This is a genomic window from Absicoccus sp. (genome assembly GCF_034090965.1).
GTDB classification, from domain to species: domain Bacteria; phylum Bacillota_I; class Bacilli_A; order Erysipelotrichales; family Erysipelotrichaceae; genus Absicoccus; species Absicoccus intestinalis.
In genome coordinates, this window is sequence record NZ_JAXDRQ010000044.1 from 34878 (window position 1) to 51353 (window position 16476).

The following is a 16476-nucleotide window of genomic DNA, read 5'->3' on the forward strand; positions in this document are numbered from 1 at the left end:
AGAAAGAGCACGATTCATTACTATGATGAAGTACCTCAAATCTGTTCGATTTTTGGCCCAACTTTTTTTGGGGGGATAGCTCAATGAAACCCTTTCGATTGAAAAAGGTTGATAGGGTATATATTTTGAACCTTTCCATAATGAGTCATCTCGGAAGGAGAAAGGGTTGTTTTGTTTAACGTGTCCAAATGGGATGACGCAATTGTTGATAGATGGTCTGGATACTTTTTAAAGGAGCATGACTAGCGCGTGCATAGAGTTTGGGATCATTTAAACGGACCATCAATGTTTTGGTCTTGCGAGGATGATGCAGAATATAATATTTTTCTAAATGCTCACTGGCACTGGTATGGATCCGTAGATTGGTTTCCTTTAAATACGCTAAAAAATCATCGATAGCTGTACTATCGATGTACCAAATGGTATCAATGGAATGATCCGATACGATGGCAATTCCTTTATTGGTGGTCAGTACTTGTTTCTTCGTAGCCATTTGATAACGCAAATACGCTAAATATTGTTCGTGATTGAGGATAGGGGTTCCTTCAAAATGATCCATAAATGCAGTATAGATATCATAGGAATCATGAAATGTCGTTGATACGTGTGTCGCATTTCCTTTTTTATGGGGTTCGATCCAAGCCACTTTGCCATAGGTTACGGGTTGAAAACGATAATTTTCGAATAATTGCGGAAAATCCGTTACACAATAGGTCAACACATGATTGTAGTGGCTTTGTTCCAATATGACTTTTAATAAAGCCTTAAAATGGCCGTGTTGCCGATGATTGGGATGGGTACAAGCTAAACAGATTCCAAGAGCCGAAACCCTATGATCGCCCAATTGGATCTTGGTTGGTATGGTTTGGATCAAACTGATCAAATGATCATTTTGCCAATAGCCATATAAATGATGAGGATCGCATTGATGCATCATCCAAGCTTGTATTTGATGAGGTTCCCATTGGATCATCGATACTTCCAAAAGTTGCTGGATATCCTCTGTCTGATTGGTAAATGTGGATATCATTGGTCCTCCTCATCGTGTTCCGTATATTCGGCATCGATCGCATCCGGATTGCGTTTTTCTGATTGGACCGTTTTCTTTCTTTGTTGCCAAGCACCATATATAAGCGAAACGATATAAAGGACCAATAAAACGGGCAATAAGAAAGGCAAGAATTGAATGAGAAGGATCATGAGGGCAAACAATAGGATATAAGTATAAAAAAATCGCATAGACTCTCCTTTAGATGGGGGTTTCCCATTCCATCTGACCAATGGCTATGGGATGAATCGATCCATTGGACATTTCTTGTAGATCGGGTGTGATATCCCGATCCGTTACATATTGATACGTCACTTGTTCGTTGTATTCTTTGGATGTGATCTCAATTTCATGGGTACGAAAATACGCATCCAACTTACCAATCAGATCATAGCCAAAAGTAATGGTATATTCATCCAATTGTTTGATTTCGGATTTGGTTGCTTGATCTAAGGCTTCTTTGACACTGGAACTATAGGCGCGAACCAAGCCGCCTGTTCCTAATTTGATGCCACCAAAATATCGAACCACGACCACAAAGATATCTTCCATCTGATTGTGCAATAAGACATCCAACATCGGATGACCAGCTGTTTGACTGGGTTCTCCATCATCATTGGAACGCACAATGTTGCCAATGATCATTGCCGTACAATAATGACGAGCTTGGGGATGTTGTTTTTTGATTTGTTTCAAAAATTCTTTGGCTTCTTGTTCGTCATTGGTTCGATGCAAATAGGTGATGAATTTGCTCTTCTTGATTTCGATGGTATGGGTCACATCTTCCATGATTCTCATAGACTGATTCTACCATGCCAAGGACCGTTTTGTCCTTTTTTTTAGGAAACATAGAAAAATATGATTATATGGTTAAAAGAAGTTTGAGACCGATAGCGAGGTGAGAGAATGGAATCCTATGCACAAACAACACGGGTATTAAAAGCTTTATCGGATCCAAAGCGATTGGAAATTGTCGATCGATTGATGGAAAGAGAATATTGTGCTTATGAATTGTTACCTTTATTTGAAGTGACACAACCCACTTTATCGCATGATATGAAAGTATTGAGTGAAGTCGGTGTGATCAAGCAACAACGAAAAGGAAAAAATGTGGTTTATTCTGTGAATCGAGAAGTTTTAGAGGATGTCGTGCATCATCTGAATGTGATCATTTCAAAGTGAATGATTTACAATGATCAACGAAAGTGATACACTAGGTTCAAACGATAGAGGCGCAAAAAAGACACCATAGAAAGGGAGTCGGCAGATGTTGATTTTCTATGGTAGCGATTTTGCCGAACTACATATGCAGGCATGGATATGTGGTGGGCTTGCAGAGAAGATCTGTAAGACTGTCTACCTTTGGTAGGAGAGCTATCTGATTGCCTTTTATGTAACCAGTAAGATAGCTCTTACTGGTTTTTTTGTATGAAGGAGGAAAGTGATGTTAGAAATTGGTGGCGTGAGAGTGGATACTCTCGCAAAAACATATAAAACACCCTTGTTTGTCTATGATGAAGATCAATTACGATCTCGTTTACAGGAATTTGCGACCTTGTTTCGATCCCATACGATGGAAACGGGAATCTTATATGCGTCCAAAGCCTTTAGCTGCAAAGCCATGTTGCGATTGGTCAAAGAATATGGCTTGTGTTTGGATGTCGTATCCGGAGGCGAACTGTATACCGCAAAAGCCGTTGATTTTGATATGTCCAAGGTTTATTTTCATGGCAACAATAAATCCAAGGATGAATTGGAAATGGCCATGGCGTATGGCGTAGGTACCATCATTGTTGATAACTTGATGGAAGCGCAAATGCTTCATGAAATGAGTCAGACTATTGATCATACGATCCATGTCTTGCTTCGTGTCAATCCCGGTATTGATGCACATACCCATAAATACATCGTAACGGGACATGTCGACAGCAAGTTTGGCATTTCTTTACTACAAGAAAAAGAATTGGTCGAAGTGATCAAGACCTTTGATGAAGATGAACATCTATCGTTTGATGGTTTACATGCCCATATTGGATCGCAAATTTTTGATAAAAATGCGTTTGTCGCCGAAATTGAAAAAATGTTTGGCTTTATCAAACACCTAGAAGATACCTATGACATCCATTTAAACACGCTGGATCTAGGCGGTGGATTTGCGGCCACCTATACATCCGAAGATCACCCCATTCCTTTGGATGAAGTTTGTACGACCATTCTTTCCCATTGTGAAAAACAAAATCAAGCATTGGGTCTATCCATTCAAAGGATCTTGATCGAACCGGGCCGCAGTGTGGTGGCCGAAGCCGGTTCTACCCTTTATACGGTAGGATTTATGAAACAAACACCCAATAAAAACTATGTCTTTGTGGATGGAGGCATGGCCGATAATATCCGACCAGCTTTGTATCAAGCCAAATACAATGCCGATATTGCCAATAAAATGGAGGCCCCAAAAGATACGATCTATACCGTTGCGGGTAAAGCTTGTGAATCCGGTGACATTTTGATTGAAGGCATTGCCTTACCAAAATGTGAACCCGGCGATCTTTTGATCACCTATACAACCGGTGCCTATGGCTATGCCATGGCTTCTCACTACAATAAAAACCCTTTGCCTGGCGTTGTCTTTTGCCGACAAGGAAAAGTGCGTGAAGTGATTCGTCGTGAATCTTATGCGCATTTGATCGATCTCGAAACCGATGAATAAGAAAGGATGTGTTTTCAATGATCAAAGGTTCTATTGTTGCATTAATTACGCCATTTCATGAAGATGGCAGCGTTGATTTTGATAAGTTAGGTGAATTGTTGGAATTCCATGTGGCCAATCATACCGATGGCATCTTGGTTCTAGGAACAACCGGTGAATCCAGTACCATGACCCATGAAGAAGACGATGCCGTTGTCCGCTATACGATCGATAAGATCGATCATCGGATTCCCGTTGTGGTTGGAGCGGGTTCAAACGACACCAAAACCGCAGTGGATAAGAGCATAAAATATGAAAATATGGGTGCCGATTATTTATTGATCATCACTCCTTACTACAACAAGGCCAATGAAGGTGGCATGATCGCACACTTTACCACCGTTGCTGATTCCGTCCATACCCCGATCATTCTCTATAATGTACCGGGTCGTACCGGATGTAAATTGAGTGAACACGCCGTAGCCGTCTTATCCCAACACCCAAATATTTGTGGCATCAAAGAAGCCAGTGGCGATATCAGTTATGCCACTCGCATTTCTCGTTATCTCAACGATGATTTTGTGATGTATTCCGGGAATGATGATATGGTCGTACCTATTCTTTCCTTGGGCGGTTCTGGCGTGATTTCGGTCTTTGCGAATACCAACCCCCAGGAAGCCCATGATATGGTACAAGCCTGGTTGGATGGTGATTTAAAACAATCCTTATCCATCCAACAAAAATACTTGGATTATATCCATGCCTTATTCTGTGAAGTCAATCCTATCCCTGTCAAGGCCGCTTTAAACTTGATGGGCAAAAATGTGGGTGGCTATCGTTTGCCACTGTATCCAATGGATCCAAAAAATCACGATCATTTGGAAGCAGAAATGAAGAAAGTAGGCATCATCGCATGAAATTGATCATTGGTGGCAACGGAAAGATGGGCTCGCTCATCAAAGAAACTGCACAAAATTTAGGCCATACTGTCTTGGCGAATGTGGATACATCCAATTTGGATATTTTAGATCAAATCGAAACGGCCGATATGATTATTGATTTTTCCCATCGCGATAATTTAAGTTGGATCCTGGATTATGTCAATGCCCATGATTGTGCCTTGGTGTATGGAACGACCGGTTTGGATGATGATCAAAAAGACCAATTGGTCACTTTGTCAAAATCCCATCCCGTCTTCTTTTCGGCCAATTATTCGTATGGTGTGGCGGTCTTTTCGGAAATCCTGAAAGTCGCTGTTCCTCTTTTAAAAGATACGTTTGATATGGAATTGGTCGAAACCCATCACAATCAAAAGGCCGATGCCCCCAGTGGTACGGCCAAAGCCATCCTGGAAATCATGAATCCCGATGGTGCCTTCAAAGAAGTCTATGGTCGTCATGGCCTGATTGGTCCGCGTCAAAAAGAAATTGGTGTGCATGCTTTGCGTGGTGGCACCGAAGCTGGGGAACACACCGTGCACTTCTTTGGGGATAATGAATCCATCACTATCACGCATCATGCGACCAATCGGCAGATCTTTGTGAATGGCGCATTAAAAGCCGCTGCCTGGCTTGAAAACAAACCAGCTGGATTGTATGGCATGAACGACCTTTTAGGAGTCGATCACGCATGAAAATTGCGATGATCGGGCGCGGTGCCATTGGCACTTTGTATGGCCAATTGTTTGAGCAAGGAGGGCAAGATGTCATCTTTCTAGTGGATGAAACACGTAAAAAACGTTACGAAGCCGATCCCTTGATTTGTAACGGCAAAAGCGTAGATTTTCACTATGAAACCCAAACAGAACCTGTTGATCTTTTATTTCTTGCCACCAAATATGCCGGTCTAAACAGTGCCATAGCCTTGGCTGGCCCATCGATTGATGCGCATACGTTGATCGTTTCGGCCTTAAATGGCATTCGATCCGAAGATGAATTGCGCCAAGCCTTTCCGAACAATTTGGTGATTCGTACCATTGTCCAAGGCATGGATTCGACCTATTTACAGAATCAATGTACCTATCATGTGGTGGGGGAATTGGTATTTGGCCCAGATGATCCGAATCAAAAAGAAGCCTGTCAACGACTGAATCAATTGTATACGAGTTGTGCAATTCCTCATCGATGGGTCGACGATATCATCAAAGAACAATGGAACAAATTGATGTTGAATTGCGGCCTCAATCAAACATGTGCTGCCTATTATACAACATATGGTGGGATCAAGGTCGATGGCCCGCTCCAAGACATCTATATGAAAGCCATGTTGGAAGTCAAAGCGGTGGCCAATGCCCAAAACATTGCCATTACCGATGCGGATGTACAACATTGGTTCGAAGTGATGAAACCCATGTCCAATGAAGGCATGCCCAGCATGCGACAAGATATCATTGCCCATCGCAAGACCGAGCTGGCCTTATTTTCTGGAACGGTCGTTCCCATTGCCAAACAGCTTGGCATCCAAACACCGGTATTGGAAGATCTAGCCAAACGGATCCAAGCCATAGAAGCGGCGTTCTAAAGAATATTTATATAGATTAGAAAAAGAAACAATGCATAGAACTTTCACAAATCAAGAATTTTTAGCTATAATAAAATTCTGAAAGGGGAAGGATCATGTGTGAATTGTTTGGCTTTTCGGGAAATACCTATCAAGAAATGAATGACTATTTGGATGTGTTCTATTCACATAGTGTACGTCATCCTCATGGCTGGGGATTGGCCATCTTGGATGGGAAGGTTTCACGCGTAGAAAAAGAGTCCAAACAAGCCTCGCGCTCTTTCTATTTGGCTGAACGCTTATCCGAGCCGATTTATGCTCGGACGTGTCTGGCTCATATTCGCTATGCGACCGTAGGCGAAATGAAACGCAATAACTGCAACCCCTATCGCTGGGTCGATCGATATGGTCGCACCTGGACGATGATCCATAATGGCACGATCTTTAACTATGAACCTTTGAATCAATATAAGAAAGTCCAAGAAGGAGAAACCGACAGTGAACGGGTCCTTTTGTATATTGTGGATGCGATCAACCGCAAAGAAATTGAATTAGGCAAAGAATTGAATCAAAAAGAACGCTTTGAACTCTTGGATACCTTAGTTTGTGACGTATCCAGAGGGAATAAATTAAATTTGATCATCTATGATGGCGACAATTTCTATGTCCATACCAACGAAGCCCATACGCTTAATCAATTAGAAACACCAGAAGGACGCTATTTTTCGACCAAGCCTTTATCGGATGAAGATTGGCAACCCGTCCCATTGACCCAGCTGTTGGCCTATCAAGATGGCGAGTTGGTCTATCAAGGCACCAAGCACCATCATGAATATATCTTTAATGCCGATCAATTTAAATCCATTGGCGGCGAATTTATTGATTTTTCCAATCTATAAGAAATGGCTCATGTCCATTTCTTTTTTGATGGAAATGATTTAGAATAAATACACATAAGTAAAGGATGATCATATGACAAGAATTGGTTTAGTATGTGAAGGCGGCGGCATGAAATGTGCCTATGGTGCTGCCATCTTAGATAAATTTTTAGATGATGATATTTCGTTTGACTATTGTATTGGCGCCTCAGCAGGCAGTGCCAATCTTGCCAGTTACTTAGCCGGCCAACGCGGACGAAATATTCGATTTTATACAAAATGGATCAAAGATCCCGAATTTTTTGGTAAAAAAAGTTTCTTAAAGCCCGGTGATTTATTTGGTCTTCAATATATATATGGAACCTTGACAAATTCCGATGGAAAAGATCCCATCAATTATGCAGCCATCATCCAGAATCCCACGCAATTTGAATTGGTGGCCACGGATGCGAAAACCGGACAACCGGTTTATTTTGATAAAACGGTGATGAAACAAAATGATTATCGAGCCATCATGGCTTCCAGTGCCATTCCGGCAGCGTGTCATCCTGTTCAAATTGGCAATGGCCATTATTATGATGGCGGGGTATCGGATGCGATTCCTTGTCAAAGAGCCTTGGATCAAGGCTGTGATAAATTGGTCGTGATCACATCCAAGCCACGGGATTATGTCAAAGAACCCGAAGCCCATAAGAAGTTGTATCATGCTTTGTGTGCCAAATATCCAGCTACGATCAAGGATCTGGATCGTCGACATATCATGTATAAAAAAGAACAAGATTTGATGTTTGATTTGGAAAAACAAAAAAAAGCCTTTATTTTTGCACCTAGTGAACATTTACCAATGAGCACCACATCGATGGATCCCAAAGAAAATGAACAATTGTACTCCTTAGGCATGTATGATTATGTGAAATTGAAAAAAGCCTTGCAAGCTTTTATCGGGGATGCCTAATGAAAACAAAGATAAAGACGATCCTTTGTATTCTTTATCTTGTGGTGATGTTTTCCTTGATCGTTCATTTATTGGAACAACCCTTTGATATTTTTCATCGCTTTGCCTGGGTCTTGATGGGCTTTTATATGTGTGATGTTGTCGATGTGATATATAAAGATAACCGTTTGATCCAATCCTTTGCCATTACTTTAGGCTTATACATGTTGTATCAAGCATGGATCCAACTCTATACGATGTTGACCATACCATCCCTGCTTTCCTTGCTCTTTACGATTTGCCTTTTGGTTCGTATCGTGCTGTGTTTTGTACCTTGGAAACAATGGAAGAAGAAAAAGTATCGCGGCTATACCTTGTTGCGCAATTTGCCTTTGTTTGGGCTCTGTGTCATTTTAGAAATCTTGTTTATTGAGTCGGGAAACACCAATAGCTATGGCTTGTGGTGGATCGAGATCCTCTTGCCTCTGCTTTTTGTGTTCTTTGCCTGTGAAGACCTCCAGCTCAAGCACCCTACGATCTGGATGGGAGGGAGTTGGATCAGCCATTTGGGACTGGCCTTGATCTTCTTACAAATGATTGGCCAAATATAGGTTGCCTGGAAACGGGCAATTTTTTTGCATTCGATTGGCTATATGGGCCTAGTTATGTTAGGATAGTATCGTGAAATTATTCACATGATAAATTATGGATACAAAAGTGAATGAATATATTGAAAAATTGGCATCTACCCATCAATTATCTTTGGATGCCTATGAATATTTGATCACCCATCGTGATGAAGAAGCGATGGAACTGGCCGCACGAAAAGCGCGGAATCTATCCCGATCCATTTATGGAAAAGCCATCTATGTACGTGGCTTGATCGAATTTACCAATATTTGTAAGAACGATTGTTTCTATTGTGGAATTCGTAAAGATGCACATTGTAGTCGATATCGTCTAGATATGGATGATATTCTTTCGTGTTGTGCAGAAGGCTACGATCTTGGCTTTCGTACCTTTGTCCTACAAGGTGGCGAAGATGCCTATTTTGATGATGATCGCTTATGCGACATCGTATCGCATATCCATGCTTCATATCCCGATTGTGCCATTACTCTATCGGTAGGGGAACGAAGCAAAGAAAGTTATCAACGATTATACGATGCGGGTGCCCAACGTTATTTATTGCGCCATGAAACCGCCAATCAGCAACATTATCATCAGCTGCATCCAGCATCGATGTCGTTTACGCATCGGATGCAATGCATTCAAGATTTACGCGATATCGGCTATGCCGTCGGCGTTGGCATGATGGTGCAATCACCGTATCAAACGGCTCATCATTTAGCCCAAGATCTAAAATTTGTAGAGACCTTTCATCCGGAAATGTGTGGAATCGGTCCCTATATTACGGCTCAAGATACCCCATTTCATGATCAACCATCGGGCAGTGTGGAATTGACCTTGTATTTGATCAGTCTCTTGCGACTGATTTATCCGCCTATGTTGATCCCGGCAACCACCGCTTTAGGAACGATGGATCCTGTCGGACGGGAAAAAGGGGTATTGGCCGGTGCCAATGTGGTGATGCCCAATTTAAGTCCAGTAAGTGTACGACGCAAATATCAGCTCTACGACAATAAGATTTGTATTGGGGATGAAAGTGCACAATGCCGTCATTGTTTAGAAAATCGGATGGACCGTATTGGCTATACGGTCGTGACCGATAGAGGAGATATAAAAGTATGGGATTAAATGGAAGTTTATCGGCCAATCGCGTACATATCGCATTTTTTGGTATGCGCAATGCCGGAAAAAGTTCTTTGGTCAATGCGATCACAAATCAGTCGATGTCGGTTGTTTCGGAAGTCGAAGGAACCACGACAGATCCAGTTCGTAAAGCGATGGAAATTCTACCATTAGGACCGGTTGAGATCATCGATACCCCTGGCTTTGATGATGTCGGATCTTTAGGCGAAAAGCGCAAGGCACGCACCAAAGAAATCTTAAAAGAAGCTGATGTGGCAATATTGGTCGTAGATGGCCAAAAAGGTTTACAACCATTGGATGGCCAATTGATCGATCTTTTTCAAAGCATGTCTATTCCGTATTTGGTGGTTTACAATAAAAGCGATGTGGATACCTATCCTATCGATGGTCTATGGGTCAGTGCCAAAGAAAAAACCGGCATTGAACAACTGAAAGAAACCATTGGCCATTTAGCCAAAGATGTGGAATCCTCCAAAGTGATCGTTGGCGATCTGATCGATCCCGGTGATAGTGTGATCTTGGTCATTCCCATTGATGGCTCAGCGCCAAAAGGACGTTTGATCTTGCCCCAACAATTGGTCATTCGTGATATCTTGGATCATCATGGCTTGGCTTATGTTTGTCAAGATGATGAATTGGCTATAGCCTTGACCCATCTGCATCCGAAAATGGTGGTCACCGATTCGCAACGATTTGGACGCGTATCCAAAGTGGTTCCTGAATCGATCCCGCTGACTTCCTTTTCGATCTTGATGGCCCGTTATAAAGGTATTTTAAAACAAGTGGTCGAAGGGGCACAACACATCAAAAACTTGACAGATTCATCAAGAATATGGATTAGTGAAGGATGTACCCATCATCGTCAATGTGGTGACATTGGCAATGTGAAATTACCGCATTGGATCCATGAATATACCGGTTATACGGTTCCTTATGATCTTTCTTCGGGAAAAGACTTTCCCGAGGATGTGTCCGATTATGATCTGATCATTCATTGTGGCGGTTGCATGTTGAATGAAAAGACCATGCAGAATCGGTTGAAACAAGCAAAAGCACAACATACGTATATGACAAATTATGGAACGGCCATTGCGCAAATGCATGGTATCTTAGATCGTTCCATTGCACTATTTGACATCTAACTGTAAGGATTTCCAAGCAGAAAGCTGTTTTATCACAGACTCTTGGAAGGAGTCTGTTTTTTTTGGAGGAAAATATGGAAAATAAACGATTAGGCGTCATTGCGATCGTGATCGAAGATCTCGAACAAGTCGAACAAGTCAATGCTTTGATCCACGAATACAATGATTTGATGGTAGGGCGTATGGGCATTCCCTATAAAGAAAGAAATATATCGGTGATTTCTTTGATGGTCGATGGAACCACCGATCGTATCAATGCCTTAACAGGCAAATTAGGCCGATTGGAAAGGGTACAAGTCAAATCCATGTTGACGAAGGTGTAGAAATGAAAAAAATCGCAATTTATGGAAAAGGGGGCATTGGGAAATCGACCATGACTAGTCATTTGGCTGCCGCCATGGCGAGTCTTGGCTATCGCGTGATCCAAATTGGTTGTGATCCCAAAGCGGATTCCACCATTAACTTATTGGGTGGCCATCCGTTGGAACCGGTCATGAACTATCTACGAGAACACGATGAAGACCCCACCTTGGAAGACATCATGAAAATTGGGTTTGGCGGGATCCACTGCATTGAAACCGGTGGACCCACACCAGGCATTGGCTGTGCCGGACGAGGCATCATTGCCACCTTCAATCTTTTGGATGATCTGGAACTCATTGAAAAAGTGAAACCCGATGTCATCTTATTTGATGTGTTGGGCGATGTAGTCTGTGGTGGCTTTGCCGCGCCGATTCGTGAAGGCTATGCCGATGAGATCTTGATCGTGACCAGTGGTGAAAAAATGGCTTTGTATGCGGCCAATAATATCAATACGGCCGTGAATAATTTTAAAGATCGCTCCTATGCACAAGTGCGAGGCTTGATCTTAAATCGTCGCAATGTGCCTTCCGAAGAAGAAAAAGTCCAAGCCTTTGCGGATCAAAATCACCTATCGATTGTTTGTGATGTACCCCGAAGTGATGCGATCAATGAATGGGAAGATCAAGGAAAGACCGTGGTGGAAGGTGATCCCCATTCGGAAATTGCCCAGATCTTTTTTGATCTCGCTAAAAAACTCATGGAGGATGCATCATGAATACTCAACCCTATTTTCAAACCATTGCCCAATTATCCCAAGCCAAAAAGATTCCAAGTGAATATATCCCGGCTTGTCATTTGATTTATTCTTCACCGGCAACTTTATCGTATAATTCACCCGGCGCTTTGGGATTTGGCGTCAAACGAGCTGGGCTGGTGATCCCAGAAAGTGTGATGTTGTTGATCAGTCCGGCAAGTTGTGGCCGAAACTCGACCATCCTTTCTGCACAGGAAGGCTATGCCAAACGCATGTTCTATTTATTGATGAGTGAAACCGATCTGGTCACAGGTCGCCATTTAAAAAAGATTCCCCAAGCCATCGAAGAAATCTTAGAAGTGTGTGATCCCAAAGTTGTGGTTTTGTGTATTACATGTGTCGATGCACTATTGGCCACTGACTTGGAACACATTGCCAAACAATGTCAAGAAAAAACGGGCGTCATCGTCGTTCCTAGCTATATGTATGCCTTGGAAAGAGAAGGGCGCAAACCACCTATGATGGCCATTCGGCAAACGATTTATTCCTTATTGCAACGAGATCGAATCGATCCACACATGGTCAATTTGATGGGCTTCTTTTCGCCTGTCGATAGTGAATTGATCGATTTACTTCAAGCAGCTGGTCTTTCGACGATCAACCAAGTTAGTGAAATGAAGACATTGGAGGAATATTACACAATGGGGCGTGCCAATTTTAATTTGGTCTTAGATCCCGAATCGATTTTTGCGGCCGAAGATCTCAAGAAACGATTGGGTATGCCCTATATTGAATTGCCACGCTTATACGATGTGGAAAGAGTCCATCGTCTGTATCATTTGTTTGGACAAGCCATTGGCGTAGAAATAGGCGATGAAAGCGATTATTTGGAAACCAAAGAAAAGGTAGATCGGGTCGATCTAACGCATAAAAAGATCTGTATTGGCGAAATGTGCAATGCGAATCCGTTTGAATTGGCATGTGCCCTATCGCAAAAAGGTGCGATCATTTGTGAGATCTTTGCGAATGTGACCGACTACGATAAACCATGGATTCAGCGATTGGCACAAATAGCTCCGCAAACCAAAGTCTACACGGGCATTTCACCAACCATGATCCATTATCAACCTCGTACCGATATTGATTTTGTGATTGGCAAAGACGCATCGGACTATTATCCAGAAGTACCCGCTATTTTGTGGAATGCCGAAATCCAACCCTATGGCTATAAAGGAATTCAAGGTTTATATGCGGAAATGGAGGCCATTCTATGAAAGGATTATTTCGCTATTTATCCCCATTTGCTCCCGATATTTCCGGGGCTGTCAGCGTGCTCTATGAACTCGGTGGCATCATTGTCATTTTAGATGCCGGTGGATGTGCCGGTAATACCTGTGGGTTTGATGAACCACGCTGGTTTTCCAAAAAGAGTGCCATTTATTCGGCGGGCTTACGAGATCTAGATGCCATCTTAGGAAGAGATGATGAACTCTTAGATAAGATTGGCCAAGCGGTAGAAACCACTTCAGCCAACTTTATTGCTTTGGTGGGCACGCCCGTTCCTGCCGTAATTGCCACGGATTATCATGCCTTAAGCAAATTGTGTGAAAAACGCTTTGGCCTACCTTGTTTATATATGGAAACCACGGGTATGAAATATTATGATGTGGGTCAACAAATGGCCTATGCCGCCATTGATCAAATGGTTGAAAAGAAGGACAGTCTAGATACCGTGTATGTAGGGGCAACGCCTTTGGATGTACCGTTTATAGACGGTGATTGTTTGACATCGTTATCTTCATATGCGGCTTTGCCCCAAGTCAAACAAGCCATCGTGATGTCGGTATCTGGATTATCTTTGGTGCGGAAATACCAAATTCCTTATACATTTGGTTTTGATCTGGGACATATTGATGTTAAACCCAAAAAGACTTTGATCCTTTCCCAACAAGTTTGGGCCCACATGATCCGACAATGGATGGGCCAAGGCGATGTCGCGTCTTTCTTTATGATGGATCAAGCCTATATGCAAGAAAACGATGTGCATTTGGATGGCGAGATGGATCTGGTAAAATTGGTTTGCACACGAAAGTATGAGCGCATCCTATGTGATCCTTTATTGATGCGGGCCTTACCTGATTATACGGGGGAATTTGTCCCCTTGCCGCATTTTGCGGTATCGGGCCAATTGTACCAAAAAGAAAATATTGATACCTATTTGGCCGATGTGGAGAGAGCTTTATGATTCGTAAACAGATTCGCGTCTATGGCATCGTGCAAGGTGTGGGCTTTCGACCGTTCATTTATCGCATAGCCCAAGATGCACATATCACCGGTTCGGTATGCAACAAGGGGCCCTATGTTGAGATCTATGCACAAGGAACGGCGGAACAAGTGGCCTTATTTACGACTTGGATCCGAACCAAAGCGCCCCAACGATCGGCTATTTTAAAGATGGATAGTCAAGCGGTACAAGTGAAATCGGAAACGGAATTTACGATTCTTCATTCCGAAAAAGTAAAGGGAGATATCTTTGTTTCTCCGGATATTGCGATTTGTGATGCATGTGCCAAAGAATTGTTTGATCCCCAGAATCGAAGGTATCATCATCCTTTTATCAATTGTACGGCGTGTGGCCCTCGATTGACCATTTTGGATTCGATGCCCTATGATCGGGTGCGCACCAGTATGAAAAAGTTTCCTATGTGTCCCGATTGTGAACGGGAATATACAACACCCGATGATCGTCGTTATCATGCCCAACCCGTTTGTTGCAACAAATGTGGACCTGAATTGTATATTGTCGGTAAAGATATCCATGGTGATGCCGCCTTACAATACACAAAATCCATCATTCGCAATGGAGGTATTGCTGCCATCAAAGGCATTGGTGGCTTTCATTTGTGTTGCGATGCGACCAATGAGAAAACCATTGCCTATCTACGATCTTGGAAACATCGTCCCTTTAAACCTTTTGCGATCATGGCCAAAAATATGGATGTAGTAAAACGAGAATGTAAGGTCAATGAAGCCCAACAAAAATATATGACCGGTCCCCAACGACCTATTTTATTGTTGGAAAAACAAAAGAATGGTTTGGTCTCGGATTTGGTCGCACCAGATAATCCGATGTTGGGAGTGATGTTGCCCTATGCCCCTGTCCAATTGTTGTTGTTTGAAGGCGATATGCCCGATTGTTTGATCATGACCAGTGCCAATCCCAAAGGTGCTCCCATCTGCAAAGAGGATGCCGATGTGATCGAAAATCTAGGTGATCTTTGTGATGTGGTCTTATCCAATGATCGTGATATTCGCTTACGAGCCGATGATAGTGTGATGGCCTGGATCCATGACAAGCCTTCGATGATTCGTCGTTCTCGTGGGTATGCCCCTTTACCTATGATGATTTCCAAAAGTATAAATAAAAAGATATTGGGCATTGGTGGCGAATTAAAGAATACCTTTTGTTTGGCTACCAAAGATCTCTATTATTGTTCGCCTTATGTGGGCGATTTGAGCGATATTCGCAGTGTGGATGCCCTAAAACAAGCCATTGAGCGGATGGAAGAACTCTTGGAAATACGACCGGAAACGATCGTATGTGATCTGCATCCGCGGTATAATTCGGTCCAATTGGCCAAGGAATATGGTTTGTCTATCATGCAGATCCAACATCATTATGCCCATATTCTTTCTTGTATGGCGGAAAATGATTATTTAGATCCAGTCATTGGTGTATCCATGGATGGAACGGGCTATGGATTGGATGGAACGATCTGGGGTGGTGAGATCCTGGTTTGTGATGTGCATCATTTTGAGCGAAAAGCCCATATCACGCCGTTTATGCAGGCGGGTGGGGATCTATCTTCCAAAGAAGGATGGCGCATTGCCGTATCCCTTCTGCAAGATAAAGATCTGTGTGTACAATTGGGAGTATGCAGTGCCTTTGAATATGATCTCGTTTTTCAAATGATCCAAAAGCAGATCAATAGTGTTGGTTCAACCAGTGCGGGACGATTGTTTGATGCAGTGAGTGCCATTTTGGGATTGTGTCGGATCAATACGACCGAAGCGCAGGCATCGATGTTGTTGGAATTTGAAGCACGTAAGTGGCAAGGGGAAGGTATGAACTTTCATGGTGATACGACGGCTTTGGTGCAAGCTATTGCCCAACGAATGTTTTATAAGGATGATCGATCCTATTTGGCCTACAGTTTTCATGAAGGACTGGCCAATTATATTGTCGATCGTGTCGTAGAAGTAAGAAAAGAAACCGGTCTATCTACCGTGGCTTGTAGTGGCGGTGTCATGCAGAATCAATTGTTGATGGATCTGGTTCGAAATAAATGTGAAGAAAATGGCTTTCAAGTATTGTCGCATTCGATGATTCCTTGTAACGATGGAGGCATCGGTTTGGGACAAGCCTTGTATGGCATGATGAATGGAAAGGAATAAAGTT

18 protein-coding genes are annotated in these 16476 nt (G+C 42.6%); 15 read left to right on the forward strand and 3 right to left on the reverse strand.

The features are described 5' to 3' along the window. Positions 1 to 175 precede the first annotated feature (175 nt). From SOS22_RS05995 to SOS22_RS06005, 3 genes are read right to left on the reverse strand one after another with little or no spacing between them, the layout of a single operon-like run. The gene (locus tag SOS22_RS05995) at positions 176 to 1030 is read right to left on the reverse strand and encodes a GNAT family N-acetyltransferase (protein WP_320324729.1); all 855 of its coding nucleotides are present in this window, start codon (positions 1028 to 1030) and stop codon (positions 176 to 178) included. After that, a complete protein-coding gene (locus SOS22_RS06000; RefSeq protein WP_320324728.1) occupies positions 1027 to 1239 on the reverse strand; it encodes a hypothetical protein in 213 nt (70 codons plus the stop codon). The genes SOS22_RS05995 and SOS22_RS06000 overlap by 4 nt, the downstream gene beginning before the upstream one ends. 10 nt (positions 1240 to 1249) lie before the next feature. Beyond that, on the reverse strand, positions 1250 to 1846 hold the full coding sequence (locus SOS22_RS06005; protein ID WP_320596636.1) for a YigZ family protein: 597 nt from the start codon (positions 1844 to 1846) through the stop codon (positions 1250 to 1252). A 108-nt stretch (positions 1847 to 1954) separates the two neighbouring features. On the opposite strand from SOS22_RS06005, the gene SOS22_RS06010 reads away from it, so the two are divergent. From SOS22_RS06010 to hypF, 15 genes are all read left to right on the forward strand, one after another. Next, positions 1955 to 2230 carry an ArsR/SmtB family transcription factor gene (locus tag SOS22_RS06010; protein ID WP_320324726.1) on the forward strand — a complete coding sequence of 92 codons (276 nt, stop codon included), beginning with the start codon at positions 1955 to 1957 and terminating at the stop codon, positions 2228 to 2230. Between the two features lie 262 nt (positions 2231 to 2492). Beyond that, positions 2493 to 3755: a diaminopimelate decarboxylase gene (gene lysA / locus SOS22_RS06015; RefSeq protein ID WP_320596637.1), complete on the forward strand. Its 1263-nt coding sequence runs from the start codon at positions 2493 to 2495 to the stop codon at positions 3753 to 3755. 17 nt (positions 3756 to 3772) lie between these two features. After that, a complete protein-coding gene (dapA, locus tag SOS22_RS06020; protein ID WP_320596638.1) occupies positions 3773 to 4651 on the forward strand; it encodes a 4-hydroxy-tetrahydrodipicolinate synthase in 879 nt (292 codons plus the stop codon). Next, positions 4648 to 5367 carry a 4-hydroxy-tetrahydrodipicolinate reductase gene (gene dapB, locus SOS22_RS06025; RefSeq protein ID WP_320596639.1) on the forward strand — a complete coding sequence of 240 codons (720 nt, stop codon included), beginning with the start codon at positions 4648 to 4650 and terminating at the stop codon, positions 5365 to 5367. Before dapA ends, dapB begins: the two co-directional genes overlap by 4 nt. After that, positions 5364 to 6254 carry a ketopantoate reductase family protein gene (locus SOS22_RS06030; protein WP_320596640.1) on the forward strand — a complete coding sequence of 297 codons (891 nt, stop codon included), beginning with the start codon at positions 5364 to 5366 and terminating at the stop codon, positions 6252 to 6254. Before dapB ends, SOS22_RS06030 begins: the two co-directional genes overlap by 4 nt. A gap of 95 nt (positions 6255 to 6349) precedes the next feature. Continuing rightward, a complete protein-coding gene (locus SOS22_RS06035) occupies positions 6350 to 7132 on the forward strand; it encodes a class II glutamine amidotransferase (RefSeq protein WP_320596641.1) in 783 nt (260 codons plus the stop codon). Positions 7133 to 7205: 73 nt separating this feature from the next. Further along, positions 7206 to 8066, forward strand: a complete 861-nt coding sequence (locus SOS22_RS06040) for a patatin family protein (RefSeq protein WP_320596642.1) — start codon at positions 7206 to 7208, stop codon at positions 8064 to 8066. After that, complete coding sequence (locus tag SOS22_RS06045; protein WP_320596643.1) at positions 8066 to 8656, forward strand: hypothetical protein; 591 nt, start codon at positions 8066 to 8068, stop codon at positions 8654 to 8656. Before SOS22_RS06040 ends, SOS22_RS06045 begins: the two co-directional genes overlap by 1 nt. A gap of 94 nt (positions 8657 to 8750) precedes the next feature. Continuing rightward, complete coding sequence (hydE, locus tag SOS22_RS06050; RefSeq protein ID WP_320596644.1) at positions 8751 to 9803, forward strand: [FeFe] hydrogenase H-cluster radical SAM maturase HydE; 1053 nt, start codon at positions 8751 to 8753, stop codon at positions 9801 to 9803. Beyond that, the gene (gene hydF, locus SOS22_RS06055; RefSeq protein WP_320596645.1) at positions 9794 to 10960 is read left to right on the forward strand and encodes a [FeFe] hydrogenase H-cluster maturation GTPase HydF; all 1167 of its coding nucleotides are present in this window, start codon (positions 9794 to 9796) and stop codon (positions 10958 to 10960) included. The genes hydE and hydF overlap by 10 nt, the downstream gene beginning before the upstream one ends. A 74-nt stretch (positions 10961 to 11034) precedes the next feature. Beyond that, entirely contained in the window at positions 11035 to 11283 is a 249-nt protein-coding gene (locus tag SOS22_RS06060) for a TM1266 family iron-only hydrogenase system putative regulator (RefSeq protein ID WP_320324716.1), read from the forward strand. A gap of 2 nt (positions 11284 to 11285) precedes the next feature. After that, positions 11286 to 12038, forward strand: coding sequence for a nitrogenase iron protein NifH (locus SOS22_RS06065; RefSeq protein ID WP_320324715.1), 753 nt, complete (start codon positions 11286 to 11288; stop codon positions 12036 to 12038). Beyond that, positions 12035 to 13291 carry a nitrogenase component 1 gene (locus SOS22_RS06070; RefSeq protein ID WP_320324714.1) on the forward strand — a complete coding sequence of 419 codons (1257 nt, stop codon included), beginning with the start codon at positions 12035 to 12037 and terminating at the stop codon, positions 13289 to 13291. The genes SOS22_RS06065 and SOS22_RS06070 overlap by 4 nt, the downstream gene beginning before the upstream one ends. Further along, a complete protein-coding gene (locus SOS22_RS06075) occupies positions 13288 to 14262 on the forward strand; it encodes a hypothetical protein (protein ID WP_320596646.1) in 975 nt (324 codons plus the stop codon). The genes SOS22_RS06070 and SOS22_RS06075 overlap by 4 nt, the downstream gene beginning before the upstream one ends. Then, on the forward strand, positions 14259 to 16472 hold the full coding sequence (hypF, locus tag SOS22_RS06080) for a carbamoyltransferase HypF (protein WP_320596647.1): 2214 nt from the start codon (positions 14259 to 14261) through the stop codon (positions 16470 to 16472). Before SOS22_RS06075 ends, hypF begins: the two co-directional genes overlap by 4 nt. The last annotated feature ends 4 nt before the right edge of the window (positions 16473 to 16476 follow it).